Origin of the sequence: Planotetraspora kaengkrachanensis, assembly GCF_016862895.1 — a bacterium.
Taxonomy (GTDB): Bacteria; Actinomycetota; Actinomycetes; order Streptosporangiales; family Streptosporangiaceae; genus Planotetraspora; species Planotetraspora kaengkrachanensis.
The window spans coordinates 278,641-295,598 of record NZ_BONV01000005.1 but is presented as its reverse complement, the minus strand read 5'-3'; the positions used below and the strand labels follow the sequence as shown (position 1 = coordinate 295,598).

12 protein-coding genes are annotated in these 16,958 nt (G+C 71.7%); 6 read left to right on the top strand and 6 right to left on the bottom strand.

From position 1 onward, the window contains the following. Positions 1 to 54 precede the first annotated feature (54 nt). Positions 55 to 1,014, top strand: a complete 960-nt coding sequence (locus Pka01_RS09645; RefSeq protein ID WP_203882283.1) for a helix-turn-helix transcriptional regulator — start codon at positions 55 to 57, stop codon at positions 1,012 to 1,014. A gap of 48 nt (positions 1,015 to 1,062) precedes the next feature. On the opposite strand, the gene Pka01_RS09640 is transcribed toward Pka01_RS09645, so the two are convergent. After that, on the bottom strand, positions 1,063 to 3,498 hold the full coding sequence (locus Pka01_RS09640) for a hypothetical protein (RefSeq protein ID WP_203882282.1): 2,436 nt from the start codon (positions 3,496 to 3,498) through the stop codon (positions 1,063 to 1,065). Positions 3,499 to 3,873: 375 nt separating this feature from the next. Continuing rightward, on the bottom strand, positions 3,874 to 5,340 hold the full coding sequence (locus Pka01_RS09635) for an SDR family oxidoreductase (protein ID WP_203882281.1): 1,467 nt from the start codon (positions 5,338 to 5,340) through the stop codon (positions 3,874 to 3,876). A gap of 181 nt (positions 5,341 to 5,521) precedes the next feature. Here Pka01_RS09635 and Pka01_RS09630 point away from each other — a divergent pair, with 181 nt between their 5' ends. Next, positions 5,522 to 7,516 (top strand): prolyl oligopeptidase family serine peptidase, encoded by a 1,995-nt coding sequence (locus Pka01_RS09630; RefSeq protein WP_239114856.1) that lies wholly within the window; start codon positions 5,522 to 5,524, stop codon positions 7,514 to 7,516. Between the two features lie 50 nt (positions 7,517 to 7,566). Here the strand turns inward: Pka01_RS09630 and Pka01_RS09625 are convergent, their stop codons facing one another. The 4 genes from Pka01_RS09625 to Pka01_RS09610 all read right to left on the bottom strand — a co-directional run bounded on the left by Pka01_RS09625 (position 7,567) and on the right by Pka01_RS09610 (position 10,428). Next, positions 7,567 to 8,091, bottom strand: a complete 525-nt coding sequence (locus Pka01_RS09625) for an SRPBCC family protein (RefSeq protein WP_203882280.1) — start codon at positions 8,089 to 8,091, stop codon at positions 7,567 to 7,569. Next, positions 8,091 to 8,405, bottom strand: a complete 315-nt coding sequence (locus Pka01_RS09620) for an ArsR/SmtB family transcription factor (protein WP_275414444.1) — start codon at positions 8,403 to 8,405, stop codon at positions 8,091 to 8,093. The genes Pka01_RS09625 and Pka01_RS09620 overlap by 1 nt, the downstream gene beginning before the upstream one ends. Positions 8,406 to 8,455: 50 nt before the next feature. After that, a complete protein-coding gene (gene fdhD, locus Pka01_RS09615; protein WP_203882279.1) occupies positions 8,456 to 9,289 on the bottom strand; it encodes a formate dehydrogenase accessory sulfurtransferase FdhD in 834 nt (277 codons plus the stop codon). Between the two features lie 137 nt (positions 9,290 to 9,426). Then, positions 9,427 to 10,428 (bottom strand): 2-dehydropantoate 2-reductase, encoded by a 1,002-nt coding sequence (locus tag Pka01_RS09610; protein WP_203882278.1) that lies wholly within the window; start codon positions 10,426 to 10,428, stop codon positions 9,427 to 9,429. A 71-nt stretch (positions 10,429 to 10,499) separates the two neighbouring features. On the opposite strand from Pka01_RS09610, the gene Pka01_RS09605 reads away from it, so the two are divergent. From Pka01_RS09605 to Pka01_RS09590, 4 genes are all read left to right on the top strand, one after another. Continuing rightward, positions 10,500 to 11,741 carry a molybdopterin molybdotransferase MoeA gene (locus Pka01_RS09605; protein ID WP_203882277.1) on the top strand — a complete coding sequence of 414 codons (1,242 nt, stop codon included), beginning with the start codon at positions 10,500 to 10,502 and terminating at the stop codon, positions 11,739 to 11,741. Between the two features lie 120 nt (positions 11,742 to 11,861). After that, positions 11,862 to 13,547 carry a thiamine pyrophosphate-binding protein gene (locus Pka01_RS09600; protein WP_203882276.1) on the top strand — a complete coding sequence of 562 codons (1,686 nt, stop codon included), beginning with the start codon at positions 11,862 to 11,864 and terminating at the stop codon, positions 13,545 to 13,547. Positions 13,548 to 13,557: 10 nt separating this feature from the next. Next, positions 13,558 to 14,784, top strand: a complete 1,227-nt coding sequence (frc, locus tag Pka01_RS09595; RefSeq protein WP_203882275.1) for a formyl-CoA transferase — start codon at positions 13,558 to 13,560, stop codon at positions 14,782 to 14,784. Then, entirely contained in the window at positions 14,784 to 16,931 is a 2,148-nt protein-coding gene (locus tag Pka01_RS09590) for an acetate--CoA ligase family protein (RefSeq protein ID WP_203882274.1), read from the top strand. The genes frc and Pka01_RS09590 overlap by 1 nt, the downstream gene beginning before the upstream one ends. The last annotated feature ends 27 nt before the right edge of the window (positions 16,932 to 16,958 follow it).

Genomic DNA, 16,958 nt, shown 5'->3' with positions numbered 1-16,958 from the left:
CGTTAGACGTCCATTAGGAACACCTCATTCCTAATTAGTCGGCAGACTGGTCTCATGTTGGAGACCTCGGCGCGGCTTCTCCGCCTGCTGTCACTGCTGCAGACGCCGCGCGACTGGACGGGGACCGATCTCGCCGAACGGCTGGGCGTGAGCACGCGCACCGTCCGCAACGACGTGGAGCGGCTGCGGTCCCTCGGCTATCCCGTCAACGCCGCTCGCGGGCCGGTGGGCGGTTACCGGCTGGGCGCCGGGTCGGCCCTCCCGCCGCTCCTGCTCGACGACGAGGAGGCGGTGGCCGTCGCGGTGGGGCTGCGCACCGCGGCCGGCGGGGCGATCGCGGGCCTGGAGGAGACGTCCCTGCGCGCACTGGCCAAGCTCGAGCAGGTGCTGCCCTCCCGGCTGCGCCGCCGGGTCAACGCCCTGCACACCTACACCGTCCCGGTGCCGCGCGACGGCGGGGCACCGTCGGTCGACCCCGAGGTGCTGACGACGCTGGCGGCCGCCTGCCGCGACCGCGAACTGCTTCGGTTCGACTACCGCGACCACGCGGGGACGGTCGGCCTCCGTACGGCGGAGCCGTACCGGCTGGTCAACTGGGGACGGCGGTGGTACCTGGTGGCCTGGGACGCCGACCGCGGCGACTGGCGGACGTTCCGGGTCGACCGCATCGAACCGCGCACGCCGAACGGCCCGAGGTTCGCGCCCCGCGAACTGCCCGAGGATGACGTCGCCGCCTACGTCTCGCGCCGGGTGTCAGCGGCGGGCTGGCGTCACAACGCCAGGGTGATCGTTCACGCGCCCGCGCAGGCCGTCGCCGAGCGGATCACGCCCGCGGTCGGGACCGTCGAGGTCGTCGACGAGACCACGAGCGTCCTGCGGACGGGGGCGGACACGCTCGGCACCATCGCCGTCCATCTCGGGCTGCTCGGGCTCGACTTCACCGTCGACGACCCGCCGGAGTTGGCGGCGCACCTGCGCGAACTGGCCGCCCGCTACGACCGCGCCGCCGGCTGAGACCGGCACTGACTGAGACCCGGCACTGACTGAGACCGCGGCCGGGGCTCATTCCCGCGGCGGCTCTGGCCGTCGGGCCGCGAGCAGCGCCGCCGCCTGGCCCACGGCCTTCCACAGGGCGGGGTCGTCCCAGTAGCCGGTGTGGCTGCCGACGCGGGGGACCGGCTCGCCGTACCGGAACGTGCTGGTGGGCGGGTCGGGTGTCTCGACGTCGTGGCAGGTGGCGGCGCCGAGGGGGCCGCCGATGTAGTCGGTGAGGTAGTACAGGTTCTCCCAGCGCTCCACTCGCAGGTGGTTCAGCATGTCCTGGTTGAAGTAGGCGGGGAAGCCCCAGTTGTACAGCTTGTAGACCGGGGACCCGAACGTCACGAGCGACACCTGGTCGTCCGGGCTGCGGCGGTCCGGCTGGGCGAGTGCGGCGACGGCCAGCACGGAGCCCTGGCTGTGCGCGGTGAGCAGCACCTTGCCGCCGTTGTCGCGCAGCCACCAGATGCGGCGCTGGAGTTCGGGCACCGCCCGCTCGGCGTACGACGGCGGGGCGAACGGATGGTAGGAGCGGGGCCAGAACGTGCCGACGTCCCACAGGACGCCGATCGCCTTGCGCTTGGTGAGGTCGTTCCAGCCGGAACGCAGCAGCACGATGAGGAACAGGGGGAGCGCGGCGGCGAGCGTCGTGCCGAGGCCGATCAACCAGGGGGGCGCCCCGCCGGTCGCGCCGTCGTCCAACTGCATCGAGCCGACCAGGAACACTCCCGCGACGACGATGCCGGTGAGCAGCAGGTCCAGGTCCAGCGGAGCCTGGGCGAGCCGCCGCCAGGCGGCCACCGTCTGCGCCCAGGACCGCACCCGCAGCCAGTCGTGGACGGCCGGATTCCCTACGGCGGGGTCGGAGACGGTGGAGGCGACCCACGCCGCGGGGCTGCCGGGCGTCGGGGCGGCGGCCTGTTCCCGCACGAGATAGGCCTGCCGGGTCTGCTCCGTGGCCGGACCGCTCGCGGCGCGCCAGATCAGCACGCCCTGCCAGAGCAGGAACACCACGGCGATCGCTCCCGGCAGGAGGGCCAGGTACGGCGCGAACGGCCGGATGACCTGGAACACGGCGACGACGGGCTCCTGGGGCGGGACGAGGTAGTCGGTCTCCGAATAGTGGATCGCGCCCACGGTGTCCGCGACCCGGATGAGTGAGCCGAGCATGAAGACGTTGAGCACGCCCGCCGCGAGGGCCATCACGACGAACGGCGCCGCCCAGCGGAATCTGTCGTAGCCGCGGCGGGCCGCCTGTCCGGCGAGGGCGAGCCCGACGATGAGCACCAGCACGGCTGCGACCCGGACGCCGGGGTACTCCGCCACGTCGGTGACCCAGAGCGCGAGCACGACCGCCCCGAGCGTGGCGGCTGTCAGCAGCCACCCGGCCGGCGTCACGGCCGTGCCGGCGAGCACCGTGACCAGCACCAGTGCGAGAGTCCCCGCGACCGCCATGTTCGTGAGGTTCACGGCCTGCCCCATGCCGGGCAACTCGCCCTCGGTGAAGGCCACGGCCGGCTGCGTCCACGCGAAGACCGCCGACAGCGCCAGGGCCGCGACGGCGACCGCGAGCATCGCGACGGCGAGTTTCTCCGGCCATCTCTTCTCCGTCTCCGCGACGAGTGCCACGACCACGCCGGCGAGGACGAGGCCGCTCAGCACAAGGGCGGCGGACGCGAGAGGCCGCTGCTCCACATTCACCGTGGAGCGCACGGTGTGAGCGATCAGCGCGGCCAGCATGGCGACCGCCGCCGCCAGGTGCGCCATGCCCAGGCGGGAGGTAGCACGCCTGCCGTTCCAGAAATCGGGATGCGCGAGCCCGGCGGTCAGCGCCGCCGCGCTGCGTGCGGGATCGGCCGAGGGAAGGGGACCGCGGGCGGGAGGACGCACCGACTCGTACCGTCCCAGCGTTCGGCGAGACAGCACGAGCATGATCGCGATCGCCAGCAACGGCACGGCCGCCGCGATCAGGATGCGCCGTCCTGGATGGTCCTGGACGAAGCCGAACTGGAGCCCGAACCCGTAGAGCGGCCATGATTTGACGCATTCCGCGCGACCGCCGCACTGGTATCCGAGGTAGTCGATCGGGATCCAGGTGAGGAACAACACGGCGTTCAGGGTCACGGCCAGCGCCGCCCAGCGGATCGCGGCCCGGTAGACCGCGAAGACGCGCGGACGGCGCAACATCTGGGGAGGGAACATCCAACCGGCGAGGTTGGCCAGCAGGAACGGCAGCAACAGCAACCACAACACCCGGGTGCCGCTCCGAGAGGTCAGCCCGCCCCAGGAGTAGGCCTCGATGTGGCGGCCCTCCGCGTCGGGCCTGCGGTAGAACCCGGCGATCGCGTCGCCGCCGACCTGTTGGAGCGGGAGATCGCCGACCATGCTCTGGGGCGAGGTGCCTCCCACACCGTGGAGCCGGATCTCGGTCACGCCGTCGGAGGGGGGCTCCGGTGGCACGAGGCCCGCCCCGAGGCCCTGCCCCGGTTTTGCCACTGGTCCTGGCACTGGTCCCGCCGCCGGCTCCATCTCGGACACGGCCATGACGGCCTCCGTTCGCCCGCTGATCGATCGTGCCGCGATTGGATCACATGGAACGATGCAATGCACGATTTTTCGTGACTCGATCTTCGATGGCTCGTCCCGCCGCGAGCAGGGCCGGGGCACGAACCCGGAGATAACGGTTCGCTGCCGTCGAGGGCGCCACGGCAGCGTCATGAGCGGCGGTTTCCCGGCCGCCTCCGGGTCCGCGGGCAGAGCGGCAAGCTCCGCCCTGCGGGAGCGCCAGTCGCGAGGGCCTCCGCGGGAGGCGTCGCGGTCAGGACGGTCCGGCCGTCAGGCGGCGTGGCCCTGCCGGGCCGCGGCCCTGGCCACGTTGCCCGGCATGCGGCCGAAGATCAGCCCGTGCAGGGGCGAGATGCCGCGCCAGTACAGGTGGCCGAGCAGGCCGTGCGGGTGGAAGATCGCCCGCTGGCAGTAGACCGTCCGGCCGTCCTCCTCGTGGCAGGCGAGCTCCAGCCACGCCAGGCCGGGCAGCCGCATCTCGGCGCGCAGTCGCAGCAGGGCGCCTGGCACGATCTCCTCGACCCGCCAGAAGTCGACGGCGTCCCCGACCCGCAGTCTCCGGGCGTCGCGCCGTCCCCGGCGCAGGCCGACCCCGCCCAGGAGGCGGTCGAGCAGCCCGCGGATCCGCCAGGCGACGGGCAGGGAGTACCACCCGTTGTCGCCGCCGACACCCTCGATGACCTGCCACAGCGCGGCGCGGGACGCGTCGACGACCTTGCTGCGCTCATCGACGTAGAGGCTGCCGCCCGCCCAGTCGGGGTCGGTCGGCAGCGGGTCGCTCGGTGCGCCCGGAGTCGAGGCCGACGACCAGCGGGTGGCGACGTCGGCCTCCTTGATCCGGCGCAGTGCGAGATGCACGGCCTGGCGGAAATCGATGAGCCCTTCGGGGAGGTCGGGGACGTACCGGGTGATGTCGTGCTCATGGCAGATCGCCTCGTTGCGGAGGGACTCCACGAGAGGCCGGGCGACTCCGGCGGGCACCGGAGTGACCAGCCCGACCCAGTAGCTCGACAACCGCGGGGTGAGCACGGGAACCGGGATGATCACCCGGGGAGGCAGGCCCGCGACCTCGGCGTATCCCCGCATCATGTCGGCGTAGGACAGGACGTCCGGGCCGCCGATGTCGAAGGCCCGGCTCACCTGGGCGGGCAGTTCCGCGACGCCCACCAGGTAGCGCAGCACGTCCCTGATCGCGATCGGCTGCGTCAGCGTGCGCACCCAGCGGGGCGTGGTCATGACCGGCAGTCGCTCGGTGAGGTGGCGCAACATCTCGAACGACACCGACCCGGAGCCGATGATCATGGCGGCGCGGAGCGCGACGGTCGGAACGTCAGAGGAGAGCAGGATCCGCTCGACCTCGCCGCGCGAGCGCATGTGCGGCGACGGCCTCCTGGACGTGGTGTGCCCGCCGAGGTAGACGATCCGGCGCACGCCCGCGCCCCGGGCCGCGGCGGCGAACACCTCGGCCGCCTGCCGGTCCCTTCTGGCGAAGTCGCGTCCCGACCCCATCGTGTGGATGAGGTAGTAGGCGACGTCGACCCCGTCGAGCGCGGCCCGCGTCTGCTGGGGGATCATCGCGTCCGCCTCGCGGACCTCCACCCGGTCGCGCCAGGCATGATCCCGCAGCCTGCCGGCGGCCCTGGCCATGCACCGGACCTCGTACCCGGCCTCGAGCAGTTGCGGCACGAGCCTGCCGCCGATGTAACCGGTCGCCCCCGTGACCAGGCACCGCGTCATCGCTCCCACCCCCACGCAGGGGCATACCCGGTCAGAACGCCCCCATATGAGCGTGGGCCACCCCGCCGGGCAAACAGAAGATTTGTCTTGCTCGTATGGTTTGCGAGGTGAATGACCGGTTGATGCCCATGACTTGGGGACTGCCCCGCGACGTCCCTTCGCGCCGCTGCAAGGCGGCGTCGTGACCACCGTCGCGCCGTACGGCGCGTGGCCCTCGCCGATCACCGCGGAGACGGCCACGAGGGGGATGAGCGCCGGGCAGATCGGGGCGCCCCTGTACGTCGGCACGGTCGGTACGGAGGTGTGGTGGGTGGAGCCCCGTCCCGAGGAGGGCGGGCGGATGGCCCTGATGCGGCGGAAGGCGGACGGCGACCCGCACTCCCCGTTGCCCGCGCCGTGGAACGTCCGGAGCCGGGTCATCGAGTACGGCGGCCGCCCATGGACGGCGGCGGCGACCGGCGGCGGCGTGCTCGTGGTGTTCGCCGACTTCGCGGACCAGCGACTGTACGCCTACGAGCCCGACGTCCCCGGCGCCGAGCCGCGGCCGCTGACGCCGGTCTCCCCGGTGGGCGGCGGGCTGCGCTGGGCCGAGCCCGAGATCGACCTCGGCCGCGGCGAGGTCCGCTGCGTGCTGGAGGAGTTCACCGGAGAGGGCCCGGGCGACCTGCGCAGGCTGATCGCGGCCGTTCCCCTGGACGGCTCGGCGGCCGGGAATCGGGCGGCCGTCCGCGAGTTGTCCGACGACAGGCACCGTTTCGTCTCCGGCCCCCGGATCTCGCCCGACGGCTCGCGGGCCGTGTGGCTGGCCTGGGACCATCCGCACATGCCGTGGGACGCCGCCGAACTCAAGATCGCCGAGGTCGGCGCGGACGGCGTGATGCGGGAGGTCCGCACGCTGACCGGCGGACCGGGCGACCCGGTCGCCCAGGCCGAATGGGCGGCGGACGGCGGCCTGCTGGCGGCGTGCGAGGGCACGGGGTGGTGGAACCTCTACCGCGTCGACCCGGAGACGGGCGAGACGGTGGCGCTGCACGCGGCGGCGGAGGAGTTCGCCGGCGTCCAGCGTCTCGGCCTCCGCTGGTTCGTCCCGCTGCCGGACGGGCGGATCTGGGTGCTCCACGGCCTCGGCGCCCAGCGGCCGGCCCTGCTCGACCCGGCGACCGGCGAACTCGTCGACGTGCCGGGCGAGCGAGGGGAGTGGCTGCCGCACCTCGCCCTCTCCGGCGCAGAGGTGGTGGGCGTGGCCGCCGGTCCCTCCACGTCGTACGAGATCGTCGCGGTCGACACCGTCACCCTTCGCACCCGGGTGGTCGGCCGGGAGCACCAGGCCGTCGTCGAGGCCGGATTCCTCCCTGAGCCGGTGACCCGGGTCGTGGTGGGCCCCGGCGGGCGGGAGATCCATGCCCGGCTCCATGCTCCGCGCAACCCCGGGTTCGCCGGCCCGGAGGGCGAGCCGCCGCCGTACGTGGTGTGGGCGCACGGCGGCCCCACGCTTCGTTCTCCGCTGGCGCTCAACCTGGAGATCGCGTATTTCACCTCCCGCGGCATCGGCGTGGCCGACGTGGACTACGGCGGCTCACCGGGTTACGGCCGCGCCTACCGCGAGCGGCTGCGGGAGCAGTGGGGAGTGGTGGACGTCGAGGACTGCGCGGCGGTCGCCCGTGCGCTCGTCGACGAGGGCGTCGCGGCTCCCGGGCGGCTGGCGATCAGGGGAGGCAGCGCGGGTGGTTTCACCGCCGCCTCGTCCCTGGTCGCGAGCGACGTCTACGCCTGCGCCGCTCTCCTGTACCCGCTCCTGGATCTGGAGGGCGTCGCCACCGGGCAGACGCACGACTTCGAATCCCACTACCTGGAGTTCCTCATCGGCCCCTACACCGAGGTTCCCGGCCGGTACCGCGACCGGTCGCCGGGCGCCCATCCGGATCGGATCTCGGTGCCCTTCCTGCTGATGCAGGGGACCGACGACGTGGTCTGCCCGCCCGCGCAGAGTGAGCGCCTCCTCGAACGGATCTCCGCTCACGGCGTTCCGCACGCCCATCTGAGCTTTCCCGGCGAGGGCCACGGCTTCCGGCGTGCGGACACCATGGTGACCTGCCTGGAGGCGGAGCTGTCGTTGTACGGGCAGGTCTTCGGCTTCGATCCGTCCGGCGTCCCGGCTCTGCGCCTGGAGGCCTGACCCGCGCCGGTCTGCGTTCGGCCGCCTGAACCGGGCCCGCTCTGGCCGGGTCAGGCGTGGGAGGAGGCCCCCGGGATGGGCGCGCCGTACGGCATGCCCGACGCCACGTACGCGTCGTAGACGGGCTGCCAGGGTTCGGCCGACGCGCTGTGCGGACCGTCCGTGGTCGCGCCGGACAGGTGCCTGCCGAGTTCGGCGAGGCAGACGGTCCATCCGGCCGCGTTGCGTGCCGCGGTGTCGCGCGCCTCGAGCACGTTGACCAGGGTCAGCCGGCAGTGCTCGGCGTCGATCGGCTCGACGTCGAACAGGAGTTCGTCGCCGCCCCAGGAGAAGGCCAGGCGCCGGGGCGGGTCGAACGTGAGGACCGTACCGGTCATCGGCTCAAGGTTCGGGTCGCCGGAGAAGGTGATCTTTCCACCCGTGTGGGGCTCCAGTTCGACGGTGGAGGGGAACCAGTGGGACAGTCCCTCGGGCGTCGCGACGGCTTCCCATACCCGCTCGGCCGGATGCGCGTAGGTGCGCTCGAAGCGCACGGCGGGCCGGCCTTCGTGCTGGATGAACGTTCCGCGGTCCATCAGGGCTCCTTCGTGGTGTCGAGGTGGTGTCCGAGGGCGTCGAGCCGGTCGTTCCACAACAGCCGGTACGGCGCGAGCCACGCGTCGAGCGCGGCGAGCGGCGCGGGGTCGATCGCGTAGACACGACGCTGCGCGTCCTTGTGGACGCGCACGAACCCCGAGTCGCGCAACACCCGAAGGTGCTTGGAGGTGGTGGGCTGGGTGAGGTCGAGCTCGTCGACCAGTTCGCCCACGGTGCGCGGACGCTCGCGCAGCAGGTCGAGCATCGCGCGGCGGTTGGGATCGATCAGCACGGACCAGATCGCGTCGGACACTCCCTTAACATGCCACAAGCGGAATATGCTTGGCAAGGCATATTCAGATTTCAGACTGCCTCGCGAATGATCCTTTCCTCGCCCGTGTAGACGTTCATGGAGGTGCCGCGGACGAAGCCGAGCAGCGTCAGCCCACGCTCCGCCGCCAGCTCGGCGGCCAGCGACGACGGGGCGGACACGGCGGCGAGCACCGCGATGCCGCCCATCACGGCCTTCTGCACCAGCTCGAACGACGCGCGCCCGGAGACCATCAGCACCGTGGACGTCAGGGGGAGCCGGTCGCCGCGCAGGGCCCAGCCCAGCAGTTTGTCGACGGCGTTGTGCCGCCCGACGTCCTCGCGCACGCACAACATCTCGCCGGATGACGTGAACAGGCCCGCCGCGTGCAGGCCGCCGGTCCGGTCGAACACCCGCTGGGCGGACCTGAGCCGGTCGGGCAGGGCCGCGACCAGTTCGGGCTTCAGCCGCACGGGATCGCCGGCGACCTCCCAGCGGGCCACGGTGGCGACCGCCTCCAGGGAGGCCTTCCCGCACACCCCGCAGGAGGAGGTGGTGTAGAAGTTGCGCTCCAGGGAGACCGCCGGGGGTGTGACGCCCGGCGCGAGCCGTACGTCCAGGACGTTGTAGGTGTTCTCACCGTCGGCCGTCGCCCCCGCGCAGTAGCGGATGGTGTCGACGTCCCGCGCCGAGCCGATGACGCCCTCGCTCACCAGGAAACCCGCGGCGAGGTCGAAGTCGTCGCCGGGCGTCCGCATCGTGACGGTGAGCGGACGCCCGTTCAGGCGGATCTCCAGCGGTTCCTCGGCCGCCAGCGCGTCGACCCTGCTCGTGGCGGCCGAGTCGCGCAGCCGCAGGACGCGGCGCTGGACGGTGACCCTACCCATCGGCCGACGCGTTCCAGGCGTGCCGGAGCCCGGAATGGGGCGGGTGAGGGATCGGCCTCCCGTCGCCTCCGGCACGCCTGGTCGTCATGTGCCGTCCTTTCCCGAGTGCGTGTGTGCGGTCTGTCGGACGTCGGCGGCTACCGGACTCCGGCGACCGGCAGGAGGCTCTGCTGCCGCACCTGCTCGTCCAGCAGGTCGGTCACCGAGTGGATGGCGCGCAGGGTGGGGACCGAGGCGCCGGTGAGATCGGCCAGTTCCACGACGGCCGCGAGGATCACGTCCAGTTCGAGCGGCTTCCCCTTCTCCAGGTCCTGGAGCGTGGAGGTCTTGTGCTCTCCCGCCTTCTCCGCGCCGGCGAGGCGGCGCTCGATCGAGATGTGCGGATCGCAGCCGACCCGCCTGGCCACGTCGACGGTCTCGCGCATCATCGCGACGACGAGTTCGCGCGTCCCCTGGTGTCTGCAGATCCCGGCCATGGTGGCCCTGGTCAGGGCGCTGATCGGATTGAAGGCGATGTTGCCCATGAGCTTCACCCAGATGTCGCGGCGCAGGTCGGCCTCGACGGGGCACTTGAGCCCACCGGCGATCATGGCCTCGCTGAGCGCCAGGCACCGGGGAGACAGCTCCCCGCTGGGTTCGCCGATGGAGAAGCGGGTGCCCTCGAGGTGGCGGATCACGCCCGGTTCCTCGATCTCGGTGGCCGCGTAGACGACGCACCCGATGGCCCGTTCAAGAGGGAGCGCGGCCGTGACGCTGCCGCCCGGGTCCACGCTCTCGATGCGGTAGCCCTCGTAGGGGCCGGGAAGGCGGTGGAAGTACCACCAGGGGATGCCGTTCTGTGCTGCGACCACGCCCGTGTTCTCGTGGAGCAGCGGGCGGACCATGTCGGCGGCGGAGGCGTAGGAGTTGGCCTTCAGTCCGAGGAACACGAAGTCGACCGGGCCGACCTCGCTCGGATCGTCGGTCGTGTGCGGGTGGGCGGTGAAGTCCCCTCTGGGGCTCAACACTCGGACGCCGGACTTCCGCATGGCCACAAGGTGGGGCCCGCGGGCGATGAGATGCACCTCGACGCCGGCGGTATGCAGGGCGGCCCCCACATACGCACCGATGGCGCCGGCGCCAAGAACAGCGACTTTCACAGTAGCTCCGTTCTCGCGTCGACTGTGCATTCGGTATACAGTATGGCAAAATTGAGGTCAAGGAGCCGCTGATGACCGTCGCCGACAGGGTCCTGTCCAGGAAAACGAGCACGGTCCTGGCCGGTCCGCCGAGACGGGACCGGCCCGGGGGCGCGGTTCCGTGGGACACCGCGCGGCGGATAGCGGCCCAGGCCGTGCGGCAGCTTCCTCCCTCCGACCTGCCCCTCGAGCAGAGCGCCGGATGCCGCCTGGCGGAGCCGCTGCGGGCCCTGGTCGACCTGCCCCGCGACGACGTGGCCGCGATGGACGGCTACGCGGTGGCCGGCCCCGCGCCCTGGCGGGTGATCGGCCGGGTGCTGGCCGGCCGCTCCCGGCATGAGGGGGTCCTGTCGCCCGGCACGGCCGTCGAGATCGCGACGGGCGCCCCCGTTCCCGCGGGTGCGGAGTCCGTGCTGCCCTACGAGGCCGCTCGGGTGCGGTACGGCCCGGTGGTGACCGAGGTGTCGGGGGCCTCCCCACGAGGAAAGCACATCCGCCGCAGGGGCGAGGAGTGCGTGGAGGGCACCGCCGTGCTGGCTGCGGGAACGCCCGTCACGCCGCTCGTCCTGGGCCTTGCCGCCGGGCTCGGGCACGACACGCTGCGGGTGCGCCCGCGTCCCCTCGTCTCCGTCCTGGTGACGGGGGACGAGGTGACGAGCTCGGGCCTGCCCGCCGAGGGGATGGTCCGCGACGCCGTGGGGCCCTTCCTGCCCGGTCTGATCGGCTGGGCGGGCGGGAGGGCGGGGGAGCCGCTCTGGCTGCCGGACGGCGAGGCCGCGCTGACCGCCGCCCTGTCGGCGCACGGCGGATCCGCGCACGTGACGGCCGTCTGCGGGGCCTCCTCGAAGGGCCGGGCCGACCATCTGCGCCCCGTGCTCGAACGGCTCGGCGCCGACGTCCTCGTGGACGGCGTCGCCGTGCGGCCCGGCCACCCGCAGCTGCTCGCGCGCCTTCCCGGAGGCGGGCTCGTCGTGGGACTGCCGGGGAACCCCTATGCCGCCCTGTCGGCCGCGCTCACCCTGCTGGTCCCGGCGATCCGCGGCCTGCTCGGGCTGCCCGAGGCGCGCGGCGAGCGCACCGCGCTGGCCGGGGAGGCGCCGTCCCACCCGTCGGACACCCGCCTGGTGGCGGTCCGCCGCTCGGCCCGGGGGGCGGTCCCCGTGGGGCACGACCGCCCGGGCTCGTTGTGGGGCGCGGCGCTCGCGGACGCGCTGGCCGTGGTTCCGCCCAGGTGGGAGGGCGGTCAGGTCGAGTTGCTCACTCTGCCCGGCTGAAAGTCCTCCGGTCCCGGGCCGAAAGGGTCTGGACATCGCCCGGCCACCGGAGTACACCTTCAACATACGGTATGCAGTATGGAGTTAGGACGAATTCGCGACAGCGAGAGGACGACACAGATGACAGCGGATGCCGAATCGGGAACGATCTCCGGCGGTCACCTGGTGGCCAAGGCGCTCAAGGCGGAGGGGATCGATGTGATCTTCACGCTGTGCGGCGGCCACATCATCGACATCTACGACGGTTGCATTGACGAGGGCATCGAGGTCGTCGACGTCCGGCACGAGCAGGTCGCCGCGCACGCCGCCGACGGCTACGCGCGGATCACCGGCAAACCCGGCTGCGCCGTCGTGACCGCGGGCCCCGGCACCACCGATGCCGTGACCGGCGTGGCCAACGCCTTCAGAGCCGAGAGCCCGATGTTGCTCATCGGCGGCCAGGGGGCGCTCAGCCAGCACAAGATGGGCTCGCTGCAGGACCTCCCGCATGTGGACATGATGACGCCGATCACCAAGTTCGCCGCGACGGTGCCGTCGACGGAGCGGGTGGCCGACATCGTGTCGATGGCCTTCAGGGAGTGCTACAACGGCGCACCCGGGCCGTCGTTCCTGGAGATCCCGCGCGACGTGCTCGACGCCAAGGTGCCGCTGGAGAAGGCGCGCATCCCGGAGGCCGGCCGCTACCGCGCCTCCACGCGCCAGCTGGGCGACCCGGCGGCCATCGAGCGCCTCGCCGACCTGATCGTGCACTCGGAGAAGCCGGCCATCCTCCTGGGCAGCCAGGTGTGGACCTGCCGCGCGACGAGCGACGCCGTCGACTTCGTCCGCGCGCTCAACGTCCCCGCGTACATGAACGGCTCGGGCCGCGGCACGCTGCCGCCCGGCGACCCGCACCACTTCCAGCTGTCGCGGCGCTACGCCTTCACCGAGGCCGACCTCATCATCATCGTCGGCACGCCGTTCGACTTCCGCATGGGGTACGGCAAGCGCCTGTCGCCGACCGCGACGGTCGTCCAGATCGACCTCGACTACCGCACCGTCGGCAAGAACCGCGACATCGACCTCGGCATCGTCGGCGACGCCGGCCTCGTGTTGTCGGCCGCCGCGGCCGCGGCCACCGGCCGCGAGGACAACGGCAGCGCCCGCAGGAAGAAGTGGCTCGAGGAGCTGCGCGAGGTCGAGACCAAGGCGTTCGAGAAGCGGCTGCCCCGGCAGCTGTCCGGCTCGCAGCCGATCGACCCCTACCGCCTTGTCCACGAGATCAACGAGTTCCTCACCGAGGACACGATCTACATCGGCGACGGCGGCGACATCGTCACCTTCTCCGGCCAGGTCGTCCAGCCCAAGTCGCCGGGCCACTGGATGGACCCGGGCCCGCTCGGCACCCTCGGCGTCGGCGTCGCCTTCGCGATGGCCGCGAAGTACGCCCAGCGGGACAAGGAGGTGCTGTGCCTGTTCGGCGACGGCGCCTTCAGCCTCACCGGGTGGGACTTCGAGACGATGGTCCGCTTCGACCTGCCGTTCATCGGGGTCATCGGCAACAACTCCTCGATGAACCAGATCCGCTACGGCCAGGCCGCCAAGTACGGCGACGACCGCGGCCGCGTCGGCAACACCCTCGGCGACGTCAGGTACGACGAGTTCGCCCGGATGCTCGGCGGCTACGGCGAGGAGGTCCGCGACCCGGCCGACATCCGCCCGGCACTCGAGCGGGCCCGCGAGTCGGGCAAGCCCGCGCTCATCAACGTATGGGTCGACCCGGACGTCTACGCCCCCGGGACCATGAACCAGACCATGTACAAGTAGGGGAGCCTCGATGAGCAGCGCACTCGAGGGCGTCCGCGTCCTCGACATGACCCACGTCCAGTCCGGCCCCTCCTGCACCCAGCTCCTCGCCTGGCTCGGCGCGGACGTGATCAAGCTCGAGTCCCCCAACGGCGACATCACCCGTCAGCAGCTGCGGGACGTCGCCAACGTGGACAGCCTCTACTTCACCATGCTCAACTGCAACAAGAAGAGCATCACGCTCAACATGAAGAGCGATCGGGGAAAAGAGATCTTCACGGAGCTCGTCCGGGACGCGGACATCCTCGTGGAGAACTTCGGCCCGGGAGCCGTCGACCGCATGGGCTTCACCTGGGAGCGGCTCCAGGAGCTCAACCCGCGGCTGATCTACGCCTCCATCAAGGGCTTCGGCCCCGGACGGTACGCCGACTTCAAGGCCTACGAGGTGGTCGCCCAGGCGATGGGCGGCTCCATGAGCACGACCGGCTTCGAGGACGGCCCGCCGCTCGCGACGGGCGCCCAGATCGGTGACTCGGGCACCGGGATCCACACGGTGGCCGGCATCCTGGCCGCCCTCTACCAGCGGACCCAGACCGGCCGCGGCCAGCGGGTCCAGGTCGCGATGCAGCACGCGGTGCTGAACCTGTGCCGGGTCAAGCTGCGCGACCAGCAGCGCCTGGCGCACGGAGGGCTCGCCGAATACCCCAACAAGACCTTCGGCGACGACGTCCCCCGCTCGGGCAACGCCTCGGGAGGCGGCCAGCCCGGCTGGGCGGTCAAGTGCGCCCCCGGCGGGCCGAACGACTACATCTACGTGATCGTCCAGCCTCCCGGCTGGGCCCCCCTCGCCCGGATCATCGGGCGCCCCGAACTGGCCGACGACCCCGAGTGGGCCACCCCCGCCGCCCGGCTGCCCAAGCTGGACAAGATGTTCCAGCTGATCGAGGAGTGGACGAGCCTGCACGGCAAGTGGACGGTGCTCGACGCGCTGAACGCCGAGAACATCCCCTGCGGCCCGATCCTGTCCACCAAGGAGCTCATCGAGGACGACTCGCTGAGGGCCGAGGGCATCATCGTCGACGTCGCCCACCCCGAGCGCGGCACCTTCGCGACTGTCGGCAGCCCCCTGAACCTGTCGGACTCCCCGGTCACCGTGACCACCCCGCCGCTTCTCGGCGAGCACAACCAGGAGATCTACGCGACCGTCGGCGTCACCGCCGAGGAGCTCGCCGAGCTGAAGTCGAACGGAGTCATCTGATGCCGAACAACGTCACCCCCGATCCCCAGGCGGTGCGCGAGGTTCTGGACAAGGCGCGGGCCGAGGGCCGTACCGGCCTGACCGCGCCGGAGGGCAAGCGGATCTGCGACGCGTACGGCATCGCCACCCCCGGCGAGGGCCTCGCGACCTCCGCCGACCAGGCGGCGGCGCTCGCGGCGGAGATCGGCCTCCCCGTGGTACTCAAGATCGTCTCGCCGGACATCCTGCACAAGACCGAGGCCGGCGGCGTGCTCGTCGGGCTCGCCACGCCCGAGGCGGTCCGCGACGGCTACGCGCAGATCATGGCCGCGGCCCACGCCTACAACGCCGACGCGGCGATCGACGGCGTGCAGGTCCAGCAGATGGTCGGCGGCGGTCACGAGGTGATCATCGGCGCGGTCACCGACCAGACGTTCGGCAAGGTCGTCGCCTTCGGCCTCGGCGGCGTGCTCGTCGAGGTCATCAAGGACGTCACGTTCCGGCTCGCGCCGCTGTCCGGCGACGAGGCGACCGGGATGCTCGACGACATCAAGGCGGCCGAGGTCCTGAAGGGCGCCCGCGGAGCCGCTCCCGCCGACCGCGCCGCGCTCGCGGCGATGATCGAGCGGGTCGGCGCCCTCGTCAGCGACTTCCCCGAGATCACCGAGGTGGACCTCAACCCCGTCTTCGCGACCGCCGAGGGCGCCATCGCCGCCGACGTGCGCATCCTGCTCGCCGAGGGTCCCGTCGTCGAGCCCGTACGGCTGCCGCGCGAGCAGATCCTCGCCTCCATGAAGCGGATCTTCAAGCCCCGGTCCGTGGCCGTGATCGGCGCGTCGGGGGAGACCGGCAAGATCGGCAACTCGGTCATGCGGAACCTCATCAACGGGGGTTACCAGGGCCACATCTACCCGATCAACCCGAAGGCGCCGGAGATCCTCGGCCTGCCCGCCTACGCCAGCATCTCCGACGTGCCGGGCGAGGTCGACGTCGCCGTGTTCGCCATCCCGGCGAAGTTCGTCGCCGGAGCCCTGGAAGAGGTCGGCCGCAAGGGCGTCGCCGGGGCCGTCATGATCCCGTCGGGCTTCGCCGAAACCGGCAACGTCGAAGGCCAGCAGGAGATCGTCGAGATCGCCCGCAGGCACGGCGTCCGCATGCTCGGGCCCAACATCTACGGCTACTACTACACGCCGGAGAACCTCTGCGCGACGTTCTGCACGCCGTACGACGTGAAGGGCAGCGTCGCGCTGACCTCGCAGAGCGGCGGCATCGGCATGGCCATCCTCGGCTTCAGCCGCACCACCAAGATGGGCGTGTCCGCGATCGTCGGCGTCGGCAACAAGGCGGACGTCGACGAAGACGACCTGCTCACCTTCTTCGAGCAGGACGACAACACCCGCTGCGTCGCCATGCACCTGGAGGACCTGAAGGACGGGCGCGGCTTCGTCGACGCCGTCCAGCGGGTGGTGAAGAACAAGCCGGTGATCGTGCTGAAGGCCGGGCGCACCGCCATGGGCGCCAGGGCGGCAGGTTCGCACACCGGCGCGCTCGCCGGCGACGACAAGGTCTACGACGACATCCTCCGTCAGGCCGGCGTCGTCCGGGCGGCCGGGCTGAACGACATGCTCGAGTACGCCCGCTCGCTGCCGCTGATGCCCACCCCCCAGGGCGAGAACGTCGTCATCATCACCGGAGCCGGCGGCTCGGGCGTGCTGCTCTCCGACGCCTGCGTGGACAACGGCCTCACGCTCATGGAGATCCCCCCGGATCTCGACGAGGCCTTCCGCGCCTACATCCCCCCCTTCGGGGCGGCGGGCAACCCGATCGACATCACCGGAGGTGAGCCACCGAGCACCTACGAGAACACCGTCAGGCTCGGCCTGTCGGATCCGCGAATCCACGCACTGGTCCTCGGCTACTGGCACACCATCGTGACCCCCCCAATGGTCTTCGCCGAGCTCATCGCCCGCGTGGTGGCGGACGAGCGGGCGAAGGGCAACACGAAGCCGGTGGTCGCGTCGCTCGCGGGCGACACGGAAGTAGAGGAGGCATGCGAGTACCTGTTCGACCACGGCGTGGTGGCTTATCCATACACGACCGAGAAGCCGGTGGCCGTGCTCGGCGCGAAGTATCGCTGGGCCAGGGCCGCGGGTCTGCTGAGCGGCTGAGCCGGCCGCTTTCGGGGCGAGTGAGGG